Annotated in this window: 13 protein-coding genes; 8 read left to right on the top strand and 5 right to left on the bottom strand. The window is 72.9% G+C overall.

Features of this window, described 5'->3' with window-relative positions:
- Window positions 1-9: 9 nt before the first annotated feature.
- The 5 genes from ABIA32_RS08855 (at window position 10) to ABIA32_RS08875 (ending at window position 8,917) form a co-directional block, all read left to right on the top strand.
- Entirely contained in the window at window positions 10-948 is a 939-nt protein-coding gene (locus ABIA32_RS08855) for an FHA domain-containing protein (RefSeq protein ID WP_370093374.1), read from the top strand.
- 98 nt (window positions 949-1,046) lie between these two features.
- The gene (locus ABIA32_RS08860; RefSeq protein WP_370093375.1) at window positions 1,047-1,448 is read left to right on the top strand and encodes a globin; all 402 of its coding nucleotides are present in this window, start codon (window positions 1,047-1,049) and stop codon (window positions 1,446-1,448) included.
- A gap of 127 nt (window positions 1,449-1,575) precedes the next feature.
- A complete protein-coding gene (locus ABIA32_RS08865; RefSeq protein WP_370093377.1) occupies window positions 1,576-5,025 on the top strand; it encodes an FtsX-like permease family protein in 3,450 nt (1,149 codons plus the stop codon).
- Window positions 5,025-7,925, top strand: coding sequence for an FtsX-like permease family protein (locus ABIA32_RS08870; protein ID WP_370093378.1), 2,901 nt, complete (start codon window positions 5,025-5,027; stop codon window positions 7,923-7,925). Before ABIA32_RS08865 ends, ABIA32_RS08870 begins: the two co-directional genes overlap by 1 nt.
- On the top strand, window positions 7,922-8,917 hold the full coding sequence (locus ABIA32_RS08875; RefSeq protein ID WP_370093379.1) for an ABC transporter ATP-binding protein: 996 nt from the start codon (window positions 7,922-7,924) through the stop codon (window positions 8,915-8,917). The genes ABIA32_RS08870 and ABIA32_RS08875 overlap by 4 nt, the downstream gene beginning before the upstream one ends.
- A 153-nt stretch (window positions 8,918-9,070) precedes the next feature.
- On the opposite strand, the gene ABIA32_RS08880 is transcribed toward ABIA32_RS08875, so the two are convergent.
- The gene (locus ABIA32_RS08880; protein WP_370093380.1) at window positions 9,071-10,231 is read right to left on the bottom strand and encodes a dihydrofolate reductase family protein; all 1,161 of its coding nucleotides are present in this window, start codon (window positions 10,229-10,231) and stop codon (window positions 9,071-9,073) included.
- 310 nt (window positions 10,232-10,541) lie between these two features.
- On the opposite strand from ABIA32_RS08880, the gene ABIA32_RS08885 reads away from it, so the two are divergent.
- Genes ABIA32_RS08885 through ABIA32_RS08895 form a run of 3 tightly spaced genes read left to right on the top strand, consistent with a single transcriptional unit; the run spans window position 10,542 to window position 18,111 of the window.
- Window positions 10,542-14,375 carry an efflux RND transporter permease subunit gene (locus ABIA32_RS08885; protein WP_370093381.1) on the top strand — a complete coding sequence of 1,278 codons (3,834 nt, stop codon included), beginning with the start codon at window positions 10,542-10,544 and terminating at the stop codon, window positions 14,373-14,375.
- On the top strand, window positions 14,372-14,851 hold the full coding sequence (locus ABIA32_RS08890; RefSeq protein ID WP_370093382.1) for a hypothetical protein: 480 nt from the start codon (window positions 14,372-14,374) through the stop codon (window positions 14,849-14,851). Before ABIA32_RS08885 ends, ABIA32_RS08890 begins: the two co-directional genes overlap by 4 nt.
- Window positions 14,852-14,853: 2 nt before the next feature.
- Window positions 14,854-18,111 (top strand): efflux RND transporter permease subunit, encoded by a 3,258-nt coding sequence (locus tag ABIA32_RS08895; protein ID WP_370093383.1) that lies wholly within the window; start codon window positions 14,854-14,856, stop codon window positions 18,109-18,111.
- Window positions 18,112-18,154: 43 nt separating this feature from the next.
- On the opposite strand, the gene ABIA32_RS08900 is transcribed toward ABIA32_RS08895, so the two are convergent.
- The 4 genes from ABIA32_RS08900 to ABIA32_RS08915 form a co-directional block, all read right to left on the bottom strand.
- The gene (locus tag ABIA32_RS08900; protein ID WP_370093509.1) at window positions 18,155-18,712 is read right to left on the bottom strand and encodes a TetR/AcrR family transcriptional regulator; all 558 of its coding nucleotides are present in this window, start codon (window positions 18,710-18,712) and stop codon (window positions 18,155-18,157) included.
- Between the two features lie 200 nt (window positions 18,713-18,912).
- Window positions 18,913-19,935, bottom strand: coding sequence for an urease accessory protein UreD (locus ABIA32_RS08905; protein ID WP_370093384.1), 1,023 nt, complete (start codon window positions 19,933-19,935; stop codon window positions 18,913-18,915).
- Window positions 19,932-20,612, bottom strand: coding sequence for an urease accessory protein UreG (ureG, locus tag ABIA32_RS08910; RefSeq protein WP_370093385.1), 681 nt, complete (start codon window positions 20,610-20,612; stop codon window positions 19,932-19,934). The genes ABIA32_RS08905 and ureG overlap by 4 nt, the downstream gene beginning before the upstream one ends.
- Window positions 20,613-20,689: 77 nt before the next feature.
- The gene (locus ABIA32_RS08915) at window positions 20,690-21,376 is read right to left on the bottom strand and encodes an urease accessory protein UreF (protein WP_370093386.1); all 687 of its coding nucleotides are present in this window, start codon (window positions 21,374-21,376) and stop codon (window positions 20,690-20,692) included.
- Between the last annotated feature and the right edge of the window lies 1 nt (window position 21,377).

Genomic DNA, 21,377 nt, shown 5'->3' on the forward strand with positions numbered 1-21,377 from the left:
GCTCCCACGATGCCGATCTGCCCGCACGGACACAACTCGCAGACGACCGACTACTGCGACTACTGCGGCACGCCCATCACCGGTCAGCCGGCCATGCCGCCGCAGCCGATGCCGGGCGGGCAGCCGGCGCAGCCGACGCCGACGGCGGGGCTTCCGGTCTGCCCGATCTGCGCGACGCCGAAGACCGGCCGCTACTGCGAGGAGTGCGGCTACGACTGGGATCTCGCCGCGCAGCAGCAGCCCCGGCCGGGCCAGACGCCCATGCAGCCGCCTGTTCAGCAGCAGCCGATGGCGCCGCCCGCGCAGGTGTCCCCGCCGCCCACGCCGCCCGCGCCTGCGCCGGTGTCGGCGCCGGTCAGCGGATACACGGGCTACGTCACCGGCGACACCAGCGGTGGCAACACCGAGTACCGGATCGCGCCGCCCAACCCCGCCCCGAGCGCCGGCGGCGGATACCCGCAGCCGGACCCGTTCGGCCAGCAGCAGGCGGACCCCTTCGGCCGGCAGCAACCGCCGCAGCCGCCCGCCCCCGCCTACCGGGGCACCTGGATCGCCGTGGTCAGCGCCGATCGCGAGTACTTCCAGGCCATGATGACCCGCAGCGGCCCCGATGCCGCCGGGCTCTACTTCCCGCCCTACTCCCCGGAGCGGCGGGTGCCGATGACCGGCCAGGGCCAGCTCCGTATCGGGCGGCGCAGCCAGCAGCGCGGCACCGTGCCGGAGATCGACCTGTCGATCGCCCCGGAGGACCCCGGCGCCTCGCACGAGCACGCCGTGCTCCAGGAGCAGCCGAACGGCGGCTGGGTCGTCGTCGACCAGGACTCCACCAACGGCACGACACTCAACGGCGCGGAGGACCCGCTGCCGAAGTTCGTCCCGGTCGAGCTCAAGGACGGCGACCGGATCCACGTCGGCGCCTGGACCACGATCACGGTCCACTGCGCCTGACGCCCAGCACGGTCGAATCGGGGGGAGACGATTCCTCCGGCGTCGGGGCCTTCGCGATGCCCCGACGCCCGACCGCCCCGGTCTGAGAGGATGGTCGGGTGGATCAGATCAAGCGCGGGACCTTGCAGACGGAGACGTTCTACGAGCAGGTCGGCGGCGAGCCGACGTTCCGACGCCTGGTCCACCGCTTCTACGAGGGCGTCGCCGAGGATCCGCTGCTGCGTCCCATGTATCCGGAGGAGGACCTCGGTCCGGCCGAGGAGCGTCTCTTCCTCTTCCTGAGCCAGTACTGGGGCGGTCCGCGCACCTACAGCGACGAGCGCGGCCACCCGCGGCTGCGGATGCGGCACGCGCCGTTCGTCGTGGACCGCGCGGCACATGACGCCTGGCTGCGGCACATGCGGACCGCCGTCACGGAGCTGGAACTGGGCGAGGAGCACGAGCAGCAGCTCTGGGACTACCTGGTCTATGCCGCCGAGTCGATGATCAACTCTCCCTGAAACGGCCCGACAGCCGCCCAGGCAATTCCGCGAATCTCTTTCGCCACCACTCCTCTCCGTGACAGGATCGCCCGCGAACATCCGCTGATGGACGTGCGGTGACACACGGGGGCTCGGGGGTCGACGCGTGGGTGGCTTTGTCCTGCATCGGCTCCGCGCGCACCGGCTGCTGATCCTGGCGGCCGTACTGACGGTGCTGCTGACCACCGCCATGCTGGCGGCGCTGACCGGGCTGGCCTCAGGGGTCAGCGACGCAGCAGCGCGGCGCGCTCTCCAGGTGACCGACCGAGCGGCGACGCCGCTGATGATGTCCGTCAGCGCGAAGCAGTCCGCGAACCCGGACCTGCGGCGGGTGGCCTCGTCGATCACGCGCAACGCCTTCGCCGGGCTGCCGGTGACCCTGCGCACCCTCTCGATCTCCGATTCGCTCGGGCTGCCGTACCGGCCCGGTCAGAACGTGAACAACCAGGACCTGACCTCGGTCGCCGACCTGGATCGGTCCCTGACCCGGCTGACCGCGGGTCGCTGGCCCAGCGGCGGCCTGAACCACGGGGTGCTCGAGGTCGCCGTGCCCCAGGCCGCCGTCACCGGCGTCGGGCCCGCCGGTACCGAGCTGCGGGTGCGCGACCGCTTCAGCGACGCGCAGCTCACCCTGCGGATCGTCGGCGTGTTCGCGGTGAAGGACACCCAGGACGTCTACTGGCAGCTGGACCCGCTGGGCGGTCACGGCGTGCAGCCGGGGGTGGGCGCCCAGGAGACGCAGTACGGCCCGCTGCTGGCCGACCCGGCCGTCTTCGCGCCGGGCGGGGTGACCCAGCAGACCGTGGCCTTCGAGGGTCTGGCCGACTTCGGGCAGATCACCGCGGACCGGCTCGACGCTCTGGCGCAGTCCTACCAGGACGCGATCAACGCGCCTCGCCCCAGCGTGGCGTCCTCGCTCCAGGCCGGCTCCCACCTGCCGCAGATCGTCGCCGAGTTGGACCAGAGCATCCTGGTGGCCCGGTCCACCCTTCTGGTGCTGGCGCTGCAACTGGTCCTGCTGGCCGCCATGACCCTGCTGCTCGCCGCCCGGCTCCTGGCCGAGCAGCGCGAGGCGGAGAACGCGCTGCTGCGTGCCCGCGGCGCCGCGCCACGGCGGATCGTCCGGCTCGCCGTCATCGAGGGCCTGCTGCTGGCCCTGCCCGCAGCGGGCCTCGCACCGCTTCTGGCCGGGCCGCTGCTGCGGCTGGTGGACTCGACCGGACCGCTGCGTCGGTCCGGCGTCCGGTTGGACGGCCCGCTGCCCGCCGCCGCCTGGTGGGCTGCCGCGCTCGCCGCCCTGTACTGCGCGGTTCTGGTGGCCGCGCCGACGTTGGCGCGCTACCGGACCTTCACCGAGACCCGTGCCCGGCGCGGTCGCCGGCTGTCCCGTCCCGACGTGCTGCGCGGCGGCGCCGACCTCGCGCTGCTGGCGCTCGCCGTCGTCGGCTACCTGCAACTGCGCCACTACGCGGACGAACCCACCGGGTCGGGCGCGCTGACGTCCGGCGCCTCGGGAACCCCGAGCATCGACCCGGTTCTGGTGACCGCGCCTGCGTTGGCGCTGGCGGCCGGCGCGGTACTGACGCTGCGTCTGGTGCCGCTGATCAGTCGACTGGGCGAGCGGATCGCGACGCGCGGGCGCGGCCTGCCGGCCGCGCTGACGGGCTGGCAGCTGTCGCGCCGTCCGCAGCGCGGCGCGGGTCCGGTGCTGGCGCTCGCCCTGGCCGCGGCCATCGGCACCCTCGCCCTCGGGACGAGCAGCAGCTGGGACCGCGCCCAGGGCGACCAGGCGGCCTTCGACACCGGGAGCGATCTGCGGCTGACGGCGTTGCACTCGCCCGCGTTCGGGCAAGGCGGCGGGGTGGCGACGACCCCCGGCGTAGTGGGGGTGATTCCGGTGCAACGGGAGACGGTGTCACTGGACAACGGCAGCTCCGCCGAGCTCGTCGAGCTGGACTCCCGATCCGCCGCGAGCGGGCTGTCGCTCCGCTCGGATCTGGCGATCGACCCGGCGGGCGCCTCGGCGGCTCGACTGCTCGCGCCGCTGGCCGAGAAGCCGCCGTCAGCCGCCGAGGCCGGACTGGAGATCCCCGGCCGTCCCCGTACGCTCAGCCTCGACATCCAGGTCCGCCGCACGGCTTCGCCCGATCCGACCGTCGTGCCGGGCGGCAACCAGGACTCGGTGACGCTGGGGCTGACCGACCGCTTCGGCGTCAGCTGGTCCTTCTCGCTGGGCGACGTTCCCTTCGACGGCGCCGTCCACCGACTGACGATCGACCTCGCGGCGGCCGCGGGCACCGGCACGCCCGCCTACCCGCTGACGCTGAGCCGGGTGGAGATCAACCCGGCCTGGGACCAGGACCCGTGCCTGCGCGACGGGCACCGCGCCGGCATCCAGCACTTCACCGTGCTGGCCATCCACGGGGACGCGGCGCCGGTGCTGCCGCCGTCGGGCATCCGCTGGGCGAGGAACGACGACTGGGGCTCAACCAACCAAATGACGGGCCCGAGCGGCTGCTTCTCCGGCAAGCTCACGGTGGCCGGGGTGACCTTGAGCGCCACGGCGAGTCGGAGCTCTCCGCTCGACGTGACCCTGCAGAACGGGATCTACTACCCCGGCCAGTCCACGCCGCTCGACCCCGCGAACGGCATCGCGCAGTACACCCGGCTGGTCCTCACGCCCGCGACCGCGGAACCGCCCGCGGCCCTGCTGCCGGCCGTGGTCGATCAGCGCTTCCTGGCCACCACCAACACCCACATCGGGTCGGTCCTGAGCCTGCCCGCGCATCTCGCTCCGTGCCAACTGGTCATCGTGGGCGTGGTCTCGCACCTCCCGGGCACCGGGACGGACGCCGAACAGGGCCTCAGCGGCTCGATGCTGAGCTCAGGAAACGACATGGGAGCCTCGGTGGGCGGCACCGTGCTGGTCGACCAGCGCAGCTACGACCGGCGGTTCGAACTGACCGGCGACAGCCTGACGACGAGTTCCCCGCAACCGATCGAGTGGTGGGTGACGACCGCGCCCGGCCAGGAGCAGGCGGTGGCCGCGAAACTCAGAGCCCGGCCCGACACCGGCCTGGTCTTCGTCCGGGACGAGGTCGCCGCCTCCTTCCGACAGGACCCGATCGGCAGCGGCCCGCAGGCGGGGCTCTTCGCGGCGGTCGGCCTCGCGGTCCTGCTCGCCGCCGTCGGGTTCGGCGTCGACGCCTCGGGCACGGTGCGGGCGCGCGGAGGTGAGTTCGCCGTGCTCTCGGCCCTCGGGCTGCGACGCCGCGAGCTGGCCCGCTCCACTGCTGCCGAGCTCGCCCTGCCAGTTCTGCTCGGGGTGGGTATCGGCGCGCTGCTCGGTGAGCTGCTGACCCGATTGGTGGTGCCGCTGCTGGTGCTGACGCCGCGAGGCGTCCGTCCCGTGCCGCCCGTCCTGGTCTCCGTCCCTGGGCTGTCGCTCGCGCTGCTGCTGGCCGCGATCGCGGCGGTGCCGCTGACCGTGGCCGGCCTGGTGGGCTTGCGTGGTGGCGACACCGCCCGCCGCCTGCGCCGGCCAGAGGAGTCCTGATGCGCATTCCGCTTCCCCTCCGCCGCTCGCCTCGCGAGGCAGCCGCGAAGGTGCCCTGGGTCCGCGCCCGGCTGCGCCGGGCGCCCGGACTCTTCGCGGGCCTCGCCCTGCTGGTGCTGGGTACCACCTTCCTGGCAACGGCGCTGCCACTGGCGCTCGACCACTACCAGGACTCCGCCCTGCACCAGATTCTCCGCGACACCTCGCTGTCGGGGCGGACCCTCCTCGCGCTGCCGGCCGGGCCCGCAGCGACCAACACGCTGCCCCCGGAGCAACTCCCGCCGCTCTCCGATGTGAGCGCCACCGGCAACGACCCCGGGAACGCCCGATCCGTGCTCGATGCGATGCGGACGGTCGCCGACCAGGCCGTCGCCGACGTCGGGGCTCCGATCGCCATCGACAGGAGCGCCATCTCCTACGGCGTGCACAGCTCCGCCGTCGGCACCGAGGTCGCGAACCCGGCCGGTCGGCCACCGCTGCCCGCCCCGGACGGCGTGCCCCCCAGAGTGATCATGGGTTGGCAGCCCAGCGGCATGCTCCAGCTCGTCGCCGGCCGCCTGCCGCACGATCCCGTGCTGCAACTGGGCGACAACGGCGTGCCAGTCGTCAAGGGCACACTGGAGGTAGCGGTGAGCCGGGCCACCGCTACGGAGATGAACTGGACCGTCGGCAGCCGCATCGTGCTGACCGGACTCAAAACCCCCGCTCCGCAGACCGTGATCGTCGGCATCTACGCCAACCCGACGGCACAGCAGGCGCGGAACCTGTCCTGGGAGAGCGAGCCGCTGCTCGGCGCCCCGCATCTGACACCCGACCAGAACCGGCCGGCGAACTACTTCTGGCGCCTGGAGGCATGGGTGCCGCCGGGAGCAGTGGCGGCGTTGTCCGAGTTCCACGGCTCGCAGGCGTACTGGTGGCTGCCCATCGCCACCGACAAATTGACGGGCCGCCAGGCTCCTGCCGCCGCCGCGGAGATCAACTCGCTGACTGCCGGGGACGCCGCCACGCAGCTCATGACGATCGGCCAGGCGCCCGGCGGCCTGACCGTGAGCTCAGAACTCGGTCATGAGCTCAACACCTTCGTTCAGCAGCGCGACGCGATCACTCCCGTGATCACGGTCGGCGTGGCCGGGACCGCGGGAACCGCGGCCGCCGTGCTGCTGATGGTCTTCGGTCTCGCCGCCGAGCGGCGCGCCGAGGAGCTGGCCCTGCTCCGCGCCCGGGGCGCGGGCCTGCGCTTCCTCCTCTCCCGACTGCTGGCCGAGAGCCTGCTCTGCACCACCCCCGCGGCCGCGGTCGGCATCCTCGCCGCCCTGCTCCTGCTGCCGAGCGGCGACCTGAGCACCGCCGTGCTCTTCGGCGCGGCGGTCTGGGCCTTCGCCACGGTGGCCGGCGTGGTCCGGGCCGTGGCCCGGCGGCGCGGAGCAGCGGCAACCCGCAGCGACGTGACCGTCAGTCGGCCGTCCCGCCGTCGAACCGTGATGGATCTGTTCGCGCTGGTACTGACGGCCGCCGCCGTGGTCGCGCTACGGCAGCGAGGGCTGGGCCGGCTCGGCCAGGGCGGCCTGGGAATCGACCCTCTGACGGCGGCGGCCCCGGTCCTGCTGGGTTTCAGCGGCGCGCTGCTGCTGATGCGCTGCTACCCGCTGCCGCTGCGGCTGGCCACCCGGCCGACGGTGCGGCGCCGCGGGGCGATCGGCTTCCTCGGGCTGGCCCGCGCGGCGCGGACACCGGCGACCGGCTCGCTGCTGCCGCTGCTGGCCCTGCTGCTCGCACTGACCACCGCGGTCTTCGGCCAGACGGTGCTGAGCGGCGTCGCGGCCGCCCGCGCGGACGCGACGGTGAAGGCCGTCGGCGCGGACGGCCGGGTGGAGACCAACGGTCCCACGATCGATCAGCGACTGGTGGACGAGCTTCGCCGCACCCCCGGCGTGCGCGACTCCGCGACCGTCGAGACCGACCCGCAACTGGCGATCAATCCGATGGCCGGCACCCGGGTCACCCTCGACGTCGTGGACCCCGTTCCCTACGCCCGCATCTCGGCGGCCGTCGGCCTGGGGCCGTTCGACCCGTCGCAGCTCGGGAGCGGGACCGCGAGGCCCGGGGAGCCGATTCCCGTCCTCGCCTCCCAGGCTGCGGCCGACCAACTGGGCACGCACCCCACCAACCTCGTCACGATCTTCGGTCCGGTCACGGTCCGCCTGGTCGGCGTGCTGCCGACCACACCGGCCAGCCCGACCGGCGACTTCGTCCTGGCGCCCGCCGGAGCCGTGCTCGCGGTCGAGCAGGCGAGGACGGGCTCGAGAGCGTCGGCCGACCTCGTGCTGCTGCGCGGTCATGTCGACGGCGCGGTGGTGCGCGCCCTGGTGAACGCCTCGCCGGAACGCGACGTGCTCGGCGTCTTCATCCGAGCCGAACTGCAGGCGACCCTCGACTCGACCCCGCTGCCCTCCGGAGCCACCCGGCTCTACCAGGCAGCCGTGGTGGCCACGACCCTTCTTGCGCTGCTGGCCGTGCTGCTTTCGCTGATCCAGGCGGCCCCCGCGCGCGCCGCGCTCCTGGCGCGCCTTCGCACGATGGGTCTGCGGCCGCGCCAGGGATACGCGCTGATCCTGACCGAGGCGCTGCCGGTGATCGCACTCGCCGCCGTGGCAGGCTCCGTACTGGGGATGGTGTCGGTTCCGGTGCTGGGCGCGGGCATCGACCTGAGTCAGCTGTCCGGGGCGGTCAGCGGCTCGCCCGCGGACGCCACCCCCGCCGCCCCCGCGATCCGCGCGGCCGCGGTGATCGGTCCGGCGGGGGCGCTGCTGCTCCTTGCCGTGCTCGTGGTCGCGCTGGAGAGCGCAGTGATCGGACGGCGCCAGATCGGCGCCCAGTTGAGGGCGGGTGACGGGGCATGACTTCCACGACAGAGGGAACCCGCCAGGGCGTCCCGGAGGGCGTTCCGGACGGCGTCACGCTGGACGAGCTGCGTCGCCGGGCAGCGGGCGACCGGGACCGGCCGCAGTACGGGCACGACGCCCTGATCGTCTGCGACCGGCTGGTGCGGATCTACAGCACGGAGGGCATCGAGGTGCAGGCCCTGCAGGGCCTGGACCTGACCGTGACCAAGGGCGAGCTGATGGCCCTGGTCGGCGCCTCCGGCAGCGGGAAGTCGACCTTGCTCCACATCCTGGCCGGGCTCGACGTACCGACGGCGGGCAAGGCCCGCGTCGGGGACAGCGACCTGCTCGGCATGAGCGCCAAGGAGAGGCTGCGGTACCGCCGCGAGGTCGTCGGCTTCGTCTGGCAGCAGACGACTCGCAACCTGCTGCCGTTCCTGACGGCCCGCCAGAACGTCCAGCTCCCGATGCAGCTGGCCGGGCGCGACGGCGGGCGGGCCCAGCGCGCCCGGGCACTGGAGCTGCTGGAGCTGCTGGATGTGGCGGACTGCCGCGACCGCCGCCCCGACCAGCTCTCCGGCGGGCAACAGCAGCGCGTGGCGATCGCCGTGGCCCTGGCGAACCGTCCGGACGTCCTGCTGGCGGACGAGCCGACGGGAGAGTTGGACTCGGAGACGGGTGCCCTGATCTTCGAGGCCTTCCGGACCGTGAACAACGAACTGGGCTCGACGGTGGTGATCGTCACCCACGACCCCCTGGTCGCGGGTGAGGTCCGCCGCACGGTCGCCGTCCGCGACGGCCGCGCCGCGATGGAGGTCCTCAGGCGGACCTCGAAGGACGCCGACGGCACGGAATCGGTTGTCGAACACGAGTACGCCATGCTGGACCGCGCGGGCCGCGTGCAGCTGCCGCGAGCGTTCCTGGAGGCCCTGGGCATGGAACACCGCGTGGAACTGACCCTCGAACCCGACCACGTCAAACTCTGGCCGGAACACCGCGCTGCCGACTGAGCGGGCGAGCCAGTTGCACCTCCAGGGGCGCGGGGAACTGCGCGACAAGCCACCCTGTGCGGATGGTCCTCAACGTTCAGGGCCATCCGCACAGGGTGGTTTCTCGCGCACGCAGTTGATCAAGCAGAGCCTCGCGCCCCTGAGGAGGTGCAACTACTTGACGAGATGTGAGTTCACGACGCGGGCCTCGGCCGCCAGGCCGGGGAGTTCCAGGACCGTCGCGCCCGCGGCTTCCAGGAGTTCGACCCCCTGGCAGTCCGCGACAAAGAGCGCAGGCTCGCGCCACGCCAGGACGACGCGGCCGATCCCCGCGGAGCGGATCAGCTCGGCGCATGGGGAGGGCCGCGACGCGCGGACCGAGCACGGTTCCAGCGTCGAGTAGATCGTCGCCGTCCGCAGCCGTGGGTCCGCCGGGTCGAGTTTGGCCAGCGCGGACTCCTCCGCGTGGACCTTGTCGTCCCCGCCCTCGCGCGAGAATCCGCGCGCCAGTTCGACCCCGTCCGCGCCGACGATCACCGCGCCCACCGAGTACGCCGTCTCCGAGCGCGGGCACTCCCGCGACAGCGCGATCGCGGCCCGCATCCAGTCCACGTCCGTCTGCGTCACCCGTGACGCGTCCGACCGGCGCGCGCCGTACCGCAGGACCGTCAGATCCCCCAGCACCTCCGCGCCGAGCAGCGTCATCCGGTGCGCCGCGTCCTGCGGGAACGGCGAGGCCCCTGGCGGGGCGAAGCGCGGGGCCCCGGCGTCGCCGACGAAGAACGGGGCCACCGCCAGCTGGATCTCGTCGACCAGACCCGCCGTCAGGAACAGGGTCTGGATCGCCCCGCCGCCCTCGATCATCAGCCGTCGCACGCCCCGCGCCGCGAGCTCGTCCAGGACCCGCGCCGGATCCAGCTCCGGCCCCGTCCCCACCACCTCCGCCGCCGCGCGCAACTGCTCCCGCAGGCCCCGCACCGCCGCGTCCGGTGCGAGGACCAGCTTCGCGCCGCCGCTCTGCCACAGCCTCAGGTCGGCACTGAGCCCGCCGCTGCCCGCGAGGGCCACCTTCAGCGGGTGCGCCGGCAGTCCGCGCGCCTCGCGCGCCGCGCGGCGGGCCGGATCGCGGACCTCCAGCCGCGGATCGTCGGCGCGCAGCGTTCCCGCACCGACGAGGATCGCGTCGCTCTCCGCCCGCAGCCCGTCCACCCGGTCGAAGTCCTCGGCGGAGGAGAGCAGGAGCCGCTCCGGCGAAGCGTCGTCGATATGTCCGTCGAGTGACATGGCCGCGCTGATCAGCACGGACGGGCGCGTGGGGAGAGGCTGCTGGCTCATGTCCTGCTGCAACGATCGTGTCTTTCTCGGTATGCCCCGACTTCTTGGCAGCGCACGCAAAGTAGTGCCACACTCACTTCACGTTATCTTCACCAAGTGGGGGAACACGCTCCGCGGCGGCCTGGGAACCGTCCGTGCTGAGCCGAACGTGGGTAGTTGCGTGTGACACACACCACGCCCGGGGACACATGTCGGCAGTCACCCGCCCAGAACGCATCGATCCTTCGCGCGCGCCCGGCCACGGCCGCCCGTGATGTGACTCGACGTCAGCAGGCGCTGCCGTAGGGGGATGAATGAACGGGGGACGTTCGTGCGTTGGCTGATCTCGTCGAGCCTGCGGCTGGCCGCCGCAGTCGTGGTGGCAGCGCTCGTGGTGATGGGGCTCGGCGTCAATGCGCTACGCCACGCCGCCGTCGACACGCTGCCCGAGTTCCTGCCGCCTCAGGTCCAGGTGCAGACGGAGGCCCTGGGGCTGTCCGCCAACGAGGTGGAGCAGCTGATCACCGTCCCGATGGAGGACGAGCTCAACGGGCTGCCCTTCCTCGACCATCTGCGTTCGCAGTCGCTGCCCGGTCTGTCCGCCATCGAGCTGACCTTCAAGCCGGGCACCGACATCTACCAGGCCCGCCAGCTCACGCACGAGCGCGTCGCCCAGGGCCCCGCTGTGGTCAACATCGGCACGCCGCCGGTGATGATCCAGCCGCTCTCCGCCGAGTCCCGGGCCATGATGATCGGCCTCTCCTCGACCTCGGTCAGCCCCATCGACCTGTCCTCGCTCGCGCGGTGGCGGATCCGGCCGCGGCTGCTGGCCGTTCCCGGCGTCGCCAACGTCACCATCTGGGGCCAGCGTGACCAGCAGCTCCAGGTGCTGGTGGACCCGGCGAAGCTGCACGCCAAGGGTGTGACGCTCTCCCAGGTCATCAACACCACCGGCGACGCGATGTGGACCTCGCCGCTGACCTTCGTCGAGGCCTCCTCCCCCGGCGCCGACGGCTTCATCGACACGCCCAACCAGCGGCTCTCGGTCCAGCACCTGCTGCCCATCTCCACCCCTCCCGACCTGGAGAAGGTCCCGCTGGAGAGCGACACCGGGGCCGCCCGGCTGAAGCTGGGCGACGTCGCGCGGGTCGTCGAGGACCACCCGGCGCTGCGCGGCGACGCCGTGCTCACCTCGCAGTCCGCCGACGGCACCGGCTTCCTGCTGGTCGTCGAGAAGTTCCCCGGCGCCAATACGATCGCCGTCGACCGCGGCGTGCGGCAGGCCATGGCCGAGCTGCAGCCGGGCCTGTCCGGGGTCACCATCGACACCCAGGTCTTCCAGCCCGCCTCCTACCTGGACTCGGCCCTCGCCAACCTCGGATGGGCCGGGCTGGTCGGGCTGCTCCTGCTGGTCGCCTGGTTCGGACTCGCCTGGCGGTCCTGGCGGGTCGCCCTGCTCGGGCTGGTCGCCGTCGGACTGCCGCTGATCACCGCGGCCTGGGTGCTGCAGCTGCGCGGCGCGACCTTCACCTCGCTGACGCTCGCCGGCCTCGCTGTCGCACTCGCGGTCGTCGTCGACGACGCCGTCTCCGCCATGGCCGCGCTGCGGCGCAGCCTGGACGCCCCCGATCCTGACGGCGACTCACGCGAGTCCCGCGCCGCGGCGATCACCGACGCGCTGCTCGGCGTGCGCCGACCGCTGGGCTACGCGCTCGCGGTGGTGCTGCTCGCCGCCGTCCCGCTGCTGATGGTCCCGGGGAGCAACGGCTCGCTGACCCGGCCGATGCTCTTCACCTACCTGCTCACCGTCGTGGCCGCGACCGCCGTCGCACTCACGGTCACCCCGGCGCTGGCGCTGCTGCTGCTCCGCCGCGCGCCCGAACGCCGCGTCGAACCGCCGGTCGCGCGCTGGATCGAGGCCGCGTACGACCGCGTCGGACCGGCCCTGGCACGACGGCGTGCCGGCGCCGTCGCCCTGGCGGCGGTGCTGGGGCTGGCCGCGCTGGCGATCATCCCGCAGTTCGGCGGCGGCGGGCTGCTGCCCGTCCCGCAGGACCGTGACCTGCTGGTGCAGTGGAGCGCCGCCCCCGGCACCTCGCTGCCGGCCATGCGGCAGACCACGGAGGCGGCGGGCGCAGAGCTGCGCGGCGTCGCCGGGGTCACCAACGTGGCGAGCGACATCGGCCAGTCGCTGCTGGGCGACCAGATCGTCAGCGTCGACTCGGCCCAGACCTGGATCACGATCGCCAAGGGCGCCGACTACGGCCGCACCAAGGCCGCGGTCTCGACGATCCTCGCCCACTATCCCGCCCTGCGGCACCAACTGCTGATGTACGCGCAGACGGCGCTCGCCCAGGCCCCCCGGTCCGACACCGCGCCCGGTGGCACCGCCCCGCTGACCGTCCGCCTCTACGGCACGGACTGGACGTCGCTGTCGGCACAGGCGGAACGTTTGCGCGGAGTCGTCGACGGCGTCTCCGGCGTCGGCGATGCGACGGTGCACGAGCCGACGCAGGAGCCCTCGATCACGATCGCCACGGATGTGGACAAGGCCGCGAGGTACGGTCTCAAGCCGGGCGACGTACGGCGCGCGACGGCGGTGCTGATCTCGGGCATCCCGGTCGGCAGCTATTACCAGCAGCAGCAGATCTTCGACGTCGCGGTGTGGAGCGAGCCGACCGTCCGGTCGAACCTCGGCGACATCCAGAACCTGATGCTGGACACTCCGAGCGGCGGCCAGGTGGCGCTCAAGAACGTGGCGACGGTCAGCATCGCCCCTGCCCCGACCGAGATCGACCACGACCAGGCGTCACGGTACCTCGACATCACCGCGAACGTGCACGGCACGGACCTGGACACGGCACTCGCCCGGGTGCAGACGGCGGTACGGGGGGTGGGCCTGCCGTTGGGCTACCACGCGGAGGTCTCCAGCGGCCTTCTGGAGCAGCAGAGCGGCGCGCTGCGGGTGATCCTGGTCGCGATCGGCTGCGTGCTGGGCATGCTGCTGCTCTTCCAGGCCGCCTTCCGCAGCTGGTCGCGGGCGCTCGTGCTGCTGCTGTCGCTGCCGCTCTCGCTGGCGGGCGGGGTACTGACGGCGCTGATCGCCGGGCGCTCCCTGACGGCGGGTGAGCTGATCGGCTTCATCGGCGTGCTGGCCCTGGCGGTGCGCGGCGGACTGCTCGTCCTGCGGCGCGCGCAGGCGCTGGAACGCGAGGACCGCCCCGACCCAGCGCTGCGCGCCGCGCGGGAGGCGGCGTTCCCCGTGGTCGCCTCGGCAGTGGGATTGGTGCTGCTGGTCCTGCCGTTCACGCTGCGCGGCGACATCGCGGGCCTGGAACTGGTCCGCCCGCTGGCCCTGGTCCTGATCGGCGGCGCGGTCTCCGCGACCCTGGTCACCCTGCTCCTCCTCCCGGCCTTCGCCGGCCGGGGCCGCAGGGACGAGGGCAGCGACGAGCGCCTCTTCCCGCCCCCGGACTCCGACTCCCCCGGCCTCTCCCTCGCCACGACGAGCGCGGTCGCGGGCGACGGTGGCGGTATCCCGCGCACCGCCTCCGGCCCGGCGGTCCCCGCGGCCAAGGCCAGCCAGGGCAACGAGGGCAACCCCGCCGGTGGCGCCGAGAGCGCCGCTGCTGCGGCCACAGCCGCCAACGGCGACTCGCTCGACTCACCCAACGGCAGCCGCAGCACCCGGCGCCCGGCCGGCGACGACGCGGTCGGCATGCCCAAGGGCAGCACCCGGCGCCCGGCCGGCGGCGACGCGGTCGGCATGCCCAAGGGCAGCACCCGGCGCCCGGCCGACGGTGACGCAGTCGGCGCGGGACAGGACGAGAGCGGCCGCACCGCCGCTGGCGCAGCCGGCGCGATGGGGGCCAGCCACGGCGGCGACGCGGTCGACACGCCAAACGGCAACCACAGCCCCCAGCGCTCAGCCGACGGCGACGCAGTCGGCGCAGACCAGGACGAGAGGAGCCGCACCGCCGCTGGCGCAGCCGGCGCGATCGGGGCCAGCCACGGCGGCGAGACGGTCGGCACGCCCAACCGCAGCCGCAGCGCCCAGTCCTCAGCCGTCGGCCAGGGCGACGCGGTCGGCACGGTCGGCGCGGCAAGCGAAGGGGCGCACGCGGGCGGGGAGTCTGCCGGGGCAGAGGAAGGCGTCGGCCGATGACGCGGCGTCAGCAGAGGGCGCGTGCCGCGCTCGCCGGGCTGGCGTGCGTGGTGGCGCTGAGCGTCAGCGTCGCCGGTTGCGGCCCGAAGAGCGAGACGCCGCGCGGCGAGTCGCCCGCCACGCTCGTTCCGCTGCCCGGCAGCTCGCCGAGCCGCACCGCCGCGTACGGGCAGGTGCGCAAGGTCGTGCTGACCGCCGTCGCGGACCAGCGGTTGGGGATCCGTACCGTCCCGGTGCAGACCGACGGCGCCGGGGACGAACGGGTGCCGATCACCGCGGTGATCTACGACCCCAACGGCGTCCCCTGGGTCTACCTCCCCGCCGGGACGCACGCCTACCTGCGCCAGGCCGTCACCATCCGGCGCTATGAAGGCGACACCGTCGTCCTCAGCCGTGGGCCGTCCGCCGGCTCGCAGGTCGTCGTGGTCGCCGCCGCCGAGTTGCTCGGCGCCGAGTACGGAGTCGGGGAGGAATAGCCGTGGCCGCAGAACGGGGGGCAAGCAAGCGCCGCGAGGGCGGCGCCCGGGGCGGGGTGATGCGCGCCATCGTCGGGTGGAGCCTCAACTTCAGGTTCCTGGTCGTCGCCGCCGCCGTCGCCATGATGACGGTCGGCATCGCCAGCGTCCGCAGCACGCCCGTGGACGTGTTCCCGGAGTTCGCGCCGCCGCAGGTGCAGATCCAGACCGAGAGCCTCGGCCTGTCCACCTCCGACGTCGAGAAGCTGGTCACCGTCCCGCTCGAACTCGCCATGAACGGCATGCCGGGCCTGACCCAGATGCGCTCGACGTCCGTCCCGCAGCTCTCGTCGATCATCATGGTCTTCTCGCCCGGCACCGACCTGCTGCACGCGCGTCAGCTGGTGCAGGAGCGGCTGGCCACCGTCCGGCCCACGCTGCCGCGCTGGGCCAGCCCGCCGGTCATGCTCGCGCCGGTCTCCGCGACCGCCCGCGTCCTGCAGATCGGCATGACCGCGAGCGGCAACGGCCCCAACGGCAGGCCGATGACGCCGATGGAGCTGTCGCAGCTGGCCTACTGGACCATCAAGCCGCGACTGCTGCACGTCGACGGCGTCGCCGACGTCTCCATCTGGGACCAGCGCCCGGAGGCGTTCCAGGTCCAGGTGGACCCGGCGAAGATGGCCGCCCAGAAGGTCACCCTCGACGACGTCGAGCGGACCACCGCCGACGCGCTCGACTCCGGCGCGCTCCAGTTCTCCACCGGCGCGGTCGTCGGCGCGGGCGGGTTCCTCGACGGCACACCCGGTCTGCCGAACCAGCGGCTGCCGATCGCCCACCAGCTCTCCATCCAGGACCCCGCCGACCTCGCGAAGGTGCCGCTGGAGGACCAGGCCGCCAACGGCAGGACGGTGACGCTCGGCCAGATCGGCAAGGTCGTCCGCAACTACCAGCCGCTGATCGGCGACGCGATCATCAACGGCAAGCCCGGCATTCTCCTGGTGGTCGCGAAGCTGCCCTGGGGCAACACGCTCAAGATCACCTCTGGCGTCGACGACGCGCTCACGTCCATGCAGCCGGGCCTGTCGGGCGTCGCCTTCGACTCCCACATCTTCCGGCCGGCCGACTTCATCGACAACTCCGTCCACAACCTGCTGAACTCACTGCTGCTCGGCTTCCTGCTGGTCGTGGTGATCCTGGTGCTCTTCCTCTTCGAGTGGCGCGTCGCGCTGATCAGCCTGGTCAGCATCCCGCTCTCGCTGACGGCGGCGGTGCTGGTGCTGCGCGCGATCGGGGCGACGGTCAACACGATGGTGCTGGCGGGGCTGATCATCGCCCTCGGCGCGGTCGTCGACGACGCGATCATCGACGTCGAGAACATCCTGCGCCGGCTGCGCATCGCCCGCCGGACCGGCGCGGACGAGGGCGGCACGCAGCAGTCCACCGCCCGGATCATCCTCGGCGCCTCGCTCGAGGTCCGCAGCCCGATCGTCTACGCGACGCTGATCATCGTCGCCGCCGCCGTGCCGGTCTTCCTGCTGCACGGCCTGACGGCGGCCTTCTTCCGGCCGCTCGCACTCGCCTACACCCTCGCCATCCTCGCCTCGATGGCCGTCGCGCTGACGGTCACCCCGGCGCTGACCCTGATCATGCTTCGGAAAGCGAAGCTCAAGCGCTTCCAGTCCCCGCTGGTGCGGGTCCTGCGGCGCTGGTACGAACGGGTGCTCGACCGGATCGTGGCCCGGCCCTCCGCCGCCTATGGCGTCTTCGCGGCCGTCGTGCTGTGCGGGGCGCTGATCGCGCCGCAGCTCGGCCAGTCGCTCTTCCCCAGCTTCCAGCAGCGCGACCTGCTGATCCACTGGGACGCCATCCCCGGCACCTCCGACGCGGAGGTGGTGCGCACCACCACGCAGCTGGACTCCGAACTCAAAGCGATCCCGGGGGTCGAGGACTTCGGCGCCCACATCGGGCGCGCGCCGCAGGGCGAGGAGATCGTCGGCATCAACGCGGCCGAGGTGTGGATCCACATCTCGCCGAACGTCGACTACGAGCGGACCGTCGACAAGGTGCGGGCGGTCGTGAACAGCTACCCCGGCCTCTACCGCGACGTGGAGACCTACCTGAACGAGCGCATCGAGGAGGTCCTCAGCGGCTCGAAGCAGGCCGTCACCGTCCGCGTCTACGGCCAGGACCTGGCGGAGATGCGGAACACCGCGCAGTCGGTGCTCGGCCAGGTCTCCTCTGTGCCCGGCGTCGTCGACCCGCACATGGACCTGTCGGTGGACACACCGCAGATCCAGGTCGAGGTGGACCTGGCCAAGGCCGCGAGGTATGGCCTGAAGCCGGGCGACGTGCGGCGCCAGGCGGCAACCACGGTCGCCGGGCAGGAGATGGGCAACGTCTTCGAGAACAACCAGGTCTACGGCGTCTATGTGTGGAGCCTCCCGTCGGTGCGGAACAACGCGGGCGCGATCAGCAACCTCCAGCTGGACACCCCGGGCGGCGGCCACGTCCGGCTGGGCGATCTGGCGACGGTGCAGTTGGCGGCGGACCCGTACCTGATCACGCGCGAGAACAACTCCCGCTACATCGACGTCGGTGCGAACGTGCAGGGCCGCGACCTGTCGGCGGTCGTCTCCGAGATCCAGAACAGGCTCAAGACGGTGAACGTGCCGCGCGGTTCGCACTACCAGCTGCTCGGCGAGTACCAGGAGCGCCAGCAGGCGCAGAACAGCCTGCTGACGACGGCGCTGCTGGCGGGGGTGGCGATCCTGCTGCTGCTCCAGCTCGCCTTCGGCTCCTGGCGGCTGGCGGCGCTGCTCTTCGTGACGCTGCCGATGGCGCTGGTGGGCGGGCTGATCGCGATCTGGTTCGGTGGCGCGGAGGTGACGATCGGGGCGCTCGTCGGCTTCTTCACCGTCTTCGGGATCGCCGCACGCAACGGCATCCTGATGATCAATCACTGCCAGCACCTGGAGCAGGAGGAGGACATGGCCTTCGGCCCGGAGCTGGTCGTCAGGGGCGCGAGCGAGCGGCTCGCGCCGATCCTGATGACCTCGCTGGCGACGGCGCTGGCGCTGGTCCCGCTGGTGATCGCGGGTGACGCGCCGGGCCGGGAGATCGAGTACCCGCTGGCGGTCGTGATCCTGGGCGGGCTGGTGAGCTCGACGCTGCTGACGCTCTTCGTGGTGCCCTCGCTCTACCTTCGCTTCGGGCGGCCGAGGGCGACCGCTCCGGAGGAAGGCACCGGCGGGTCGGCGGAGCCGGTGGCGGGCGCGTAGCCGGGGCGGGCGCGTCGCCGGGCGGGCGCGTCGCCGGGCGGGCTCAGGTCCGCTCGGCGATGCCGTCCAGCACCATGGTCAGGTACTGGCGGGCGATCTCCTCGGGGCTGTGCCGGCCGCCCGGCCGGTACCAGGAGGCGGCGACCCACACCGTGTCGCGGACGAAGCGGTAGGTCAGCCGGATGTCGAGGTCGGCGCGGAAGACGCCGTCGGCGACCCCGCGCTCCAGCGTGCGCAGCCAGGCCTTCTCGAACTTCTGCTGTGATTCGGCCAGGAAGGCGAAGCGTGGCTGGGGTGCCAGCTGCTTGGACTCCTTCTGATAGATCGCGACGGCGGCGCGGTGCCGGTCGATCTCCCTGAAGGACTCGGTGACCAGGGCTTCGAGCGTCTCCCTCGGGTCCAGTTCGGACTCGAGCACGGCGTCGTAGCCGGTCCAGAGCTCACTGAGGAAGGCGGTCAGGATCTCCTCCAGCATCGACTCCTTGGAGTCGAAGTGGTAGTAGAGGCTGCCCGCGAGCATGCCCGCCTGGTCGGCGATCTTGCGGACCGTCGTGGCGTTGTAGCCCTGCTCGGCGAAGACCTCCGCGGCGGTGTCCAGGATCTCCTGGCGCCGCGCGGGCGACGCGCCCGCGTCGGGCTTCTTGGCCTTGCTCTGACTCTTGCCCTGGCTCTTCTGCGTACTCGGCACCCGCCCATTGTCCCTGTCGATTCACCCGGACGAAGCCTGTGGATAACTCGACGGCGATCCTCGGGCTCGACTAACCTACCTAACACTTGTTAGATCAGCTCATGGCCAGGGGGTCACATGGATGCCTCGCTCGACGGGAAGGTCGTCATCACGGGCGCGGCGCTCGGCCAAGGCGCGCTGCCGGAGCCGAAGTCCGCGCCGGCGAGGGCAGCATCCTGGTTGCGACTGCGGGCTGAGCAGATATGACGGGCCGTCGGCGCGTCCGTCTGCAGTGGAACGCGCAGGGCGGCGCGTAGTGCGAGGGCGTCCGGCGCGAGCGCGGTGAGCAGCGTCAGCCCGTCCCCCAGCGGGAACGCGGCGGCCTCCACACCCGGAACGGCGGGCAGGGCCGGGGTCGGGCGGGTCCGAGGGCGATCGGTCGGGGCAGGCGTCCCCGCGTGCGCAGGGCCATCCGCGCAGGGTGGTTTCTCGCGCAGTTCCTCGCGCCCCTGGGGGGATGCCTGGCTGAGCTCGGTGAAGGGGGCGTGGCCGGTAGTGAGCAGCTGGCCCAGGGCGCGGTGGTGGGCGAGCACGGCGGGGCCGTCCCAGCCGGGCGCGCCGGATGGTGAGCCGCCGAGGTCGGTCGACTGGTCGAGGACGAGCCGACCGCGCTGGCGGACCGTCAGGCGGCCCGCGAGCCGGCCCGGCAGCTCGCCGTGGCGTCCGAGCACCTGCTCCTCGCGGAACAGCAGTCGGGCTCCCTCGTCCAGCCGGATCCGGGTCCACAGTCGCAGCTCGCTCCCCGCGGCGGCAATCACCGGCTCGGGCAGCCACTCCAACTCGGCGTCGCGGCCGACCGCGAGGTCCAGCTCGTAGTGGGCGGCGGCCGGCTCGCGTCCCGGCAGGCTGACGGTCGCGGCGGCGCTGGTCACCCGCAGTCGCGCGCCGGGCTCGACGACGACCTCGATCCGCAGCCGGTCGCCGCCGAGCGGCGCGGCCATCGCGCCCACGACGACCACGTGGGCGGCGGCCTCGTCCCCCGGATGCCGGCTGCGCCGCAGCGCGATCGGCCCGTCCCCGACCAACACCGGCAGCGCGGTCCCGCCGCGCCGGTCCGGCGCGGCGACGATGCGCGCGACCGCGCTGACGCTGCTCATGCCCGCTGCCACTGCGCGAGCCGCTCGCGCACCCATGCGGCGATCGGCGCGACGCCGTCCGGCTTCGCGAGCGAACAGAACACGACGGGCAGGTCACCGCGTTGTGCGGCGGCGTCCCTCGCCATGACCGAGAGGTCCGCGCCGACGAGCGGGGCGAGGTCCGTCTTGTTGATCACGAGGAGATCGGAGGTGGTCACCCCCGGCCCGCCCTTGCGCGGGATCTTGTCACCGCCGGAGACGTCGATGACGAAGATCTGGTGGTCGACCAGCCCCCGGCTGAAGGTGGCCGTCAGGTTGTCCCCGCCGCTCTCGACCAGCACCAGGTCGAGCGGGCCGACTCCTGCCTCCAGCTCCTCCACCGCTTCGAGGTTCGCGCTGATGTCGTCGCGGATCGCGGTGTGCGGGCAGCAGCCCGTCTCCACGGCGGAGATCCGCGCGGGCGGCAGGACGGCGTTCCTGAGCAGGAACTCGGCGTCCTCGGTGGTGTAGATGTCGTTGGTGACGACGGCGAGCGAGAGCTCGTCGCGCAGCGCGCGGCAGAGGGCCGCGACGGTGGCCGTCTTGCCGGAGCCGACCGGACCGCCGAGGCCGATCCGCAGGGCGCGGCGGGCGCCCGCGCCCGAGAGCGGCGGTGCGGCGTGGTGCTCGTGGGCGGGGAGGTCGGGGTCACGATGCATGGTGGCTGCTCCGATCGTCGAAATGTGTATCTGTTCGTCCGTCAGTCCCGTGGACCTGCTGGACCTGCTGGACCTGCTCACGAGGCGAACAGTCGGACCGGCCACGCCGCGTGTTGCTCCGCGTAGATGTCCAGCAGGGGAGCACTCGCCGTCGGCAGCAGGTCGAGGTCTCCCGCCTCCGCCGCCATGACGGCTGCGGTCACCGCGGCCTCGGCGACCTCGCCGATCGCTCCCGCGAGTCTCGCCAGGACCGCAGTCGCCTGGAAGGGGTCCAGTCCGATCAGCCGCACGCACGCGGTCACCGGCCCCGACACCGACTCGTAGGCCACCGCCGTCGCCGCCTCGGCCGGTCCGAGCCCGGCCGCCGCGGCGACCACCCCGAAGACCACCGGCTGATACCCGCCACCCGGCAGCTCCCGCGCCACCGCCGCCAGGGCCGACTCCGGTGTTGGGGGCCAGGCCGCCCGCGCCGCGCGCAGCAGCTGCCGTCCCAGCCGCCGCGACGTCGCCCTCAGCGCGGGCGACGGCGTCCGCGCCTCCGCGGCCTCGTCCAGCGCATGGAGATCCATCCCCAGTGCCGCGCTCGCGGCGAGCGCGGCCGCTGTCAGCCCCACCGTGCCCAACCGCCCCGCGCAGAACGCCTCCAGGCTCCCCGCGTCGTGGACCCGGCCCGCCCGGACCGCCGCCTCGACGCCGCCCGAGTGCGCGTGGCCACCGGCCGGGAATCGCCCGTCGGCGAGCACGAGCAGTGCCGGGTGGAGCACG

Origin of the sequence: Streptacidiphilus sp. MAP12-20 (genome assembly GCF_041262525.1) — a bacterium.
Classification (GTDB): Bacteria; Actinomycetota; Actinomycetes; order Streptomycetales; family Streptomycetaceae; genus Streptacidiphilus.

What these genes read in the sequence shown, in the direction of transcription:
- ABIA32_RS08880 (WP_370093380.1), bottom strand. Translation starts at nt 10,231, where the DNA reads ATGAGCCAGCAGCCTCTCCCCACGCGCCCGTCCGTGCTGATCAGCGCG.
- ABIA32_RS08870 (WP_370093378.1), top strand. Translation starts at nt 5,025, where the DNA reads ATGCGCATTCCGCTTCCCCTCCGCCGCTCGCCTCGCGAGGCAGCCGCG.
- ABIA32_RS08855 (WP_370093374.1), top strand. Translation starts at nt 10, where the DNA reads ATGCCGATCTGCCCGCACGGACACAACTCGCAGACGACCGACTACTGC.
- ureG (WP_370093385.1), bottom strand. Translation starts at nt 20,612, where the DNA reads ATGCATCGTGACCCCGACCTCCCCGCCCACGAGCACCACGCCGCACCG.
- ABIA32_RS08875 (WP_370093379.1), top strand. Translation starts at nt 7,922, where the DNA reads ATGACTTCCACGACAGAGGGAACCCGCCAGGGCGTCCCGGAGGGCGTT.
- ABIA32_RS08905 (WP_370093384.1), bottom strand. Translation starts at nt 19,935, where the DNA reads ATGAGCAGCGTCAGCGCGGTCGCGCGCATCGTCGCCGCGCCGGACCGG.
- ABIA32_RS08890 (WP_370093382.1), top strand. Translation starts at nt 14,372, where the DNA reads ATGACGCGGCGTCAGCAGAGGGCGCGTGCCGCGCTCGCCGGGCTGGCG.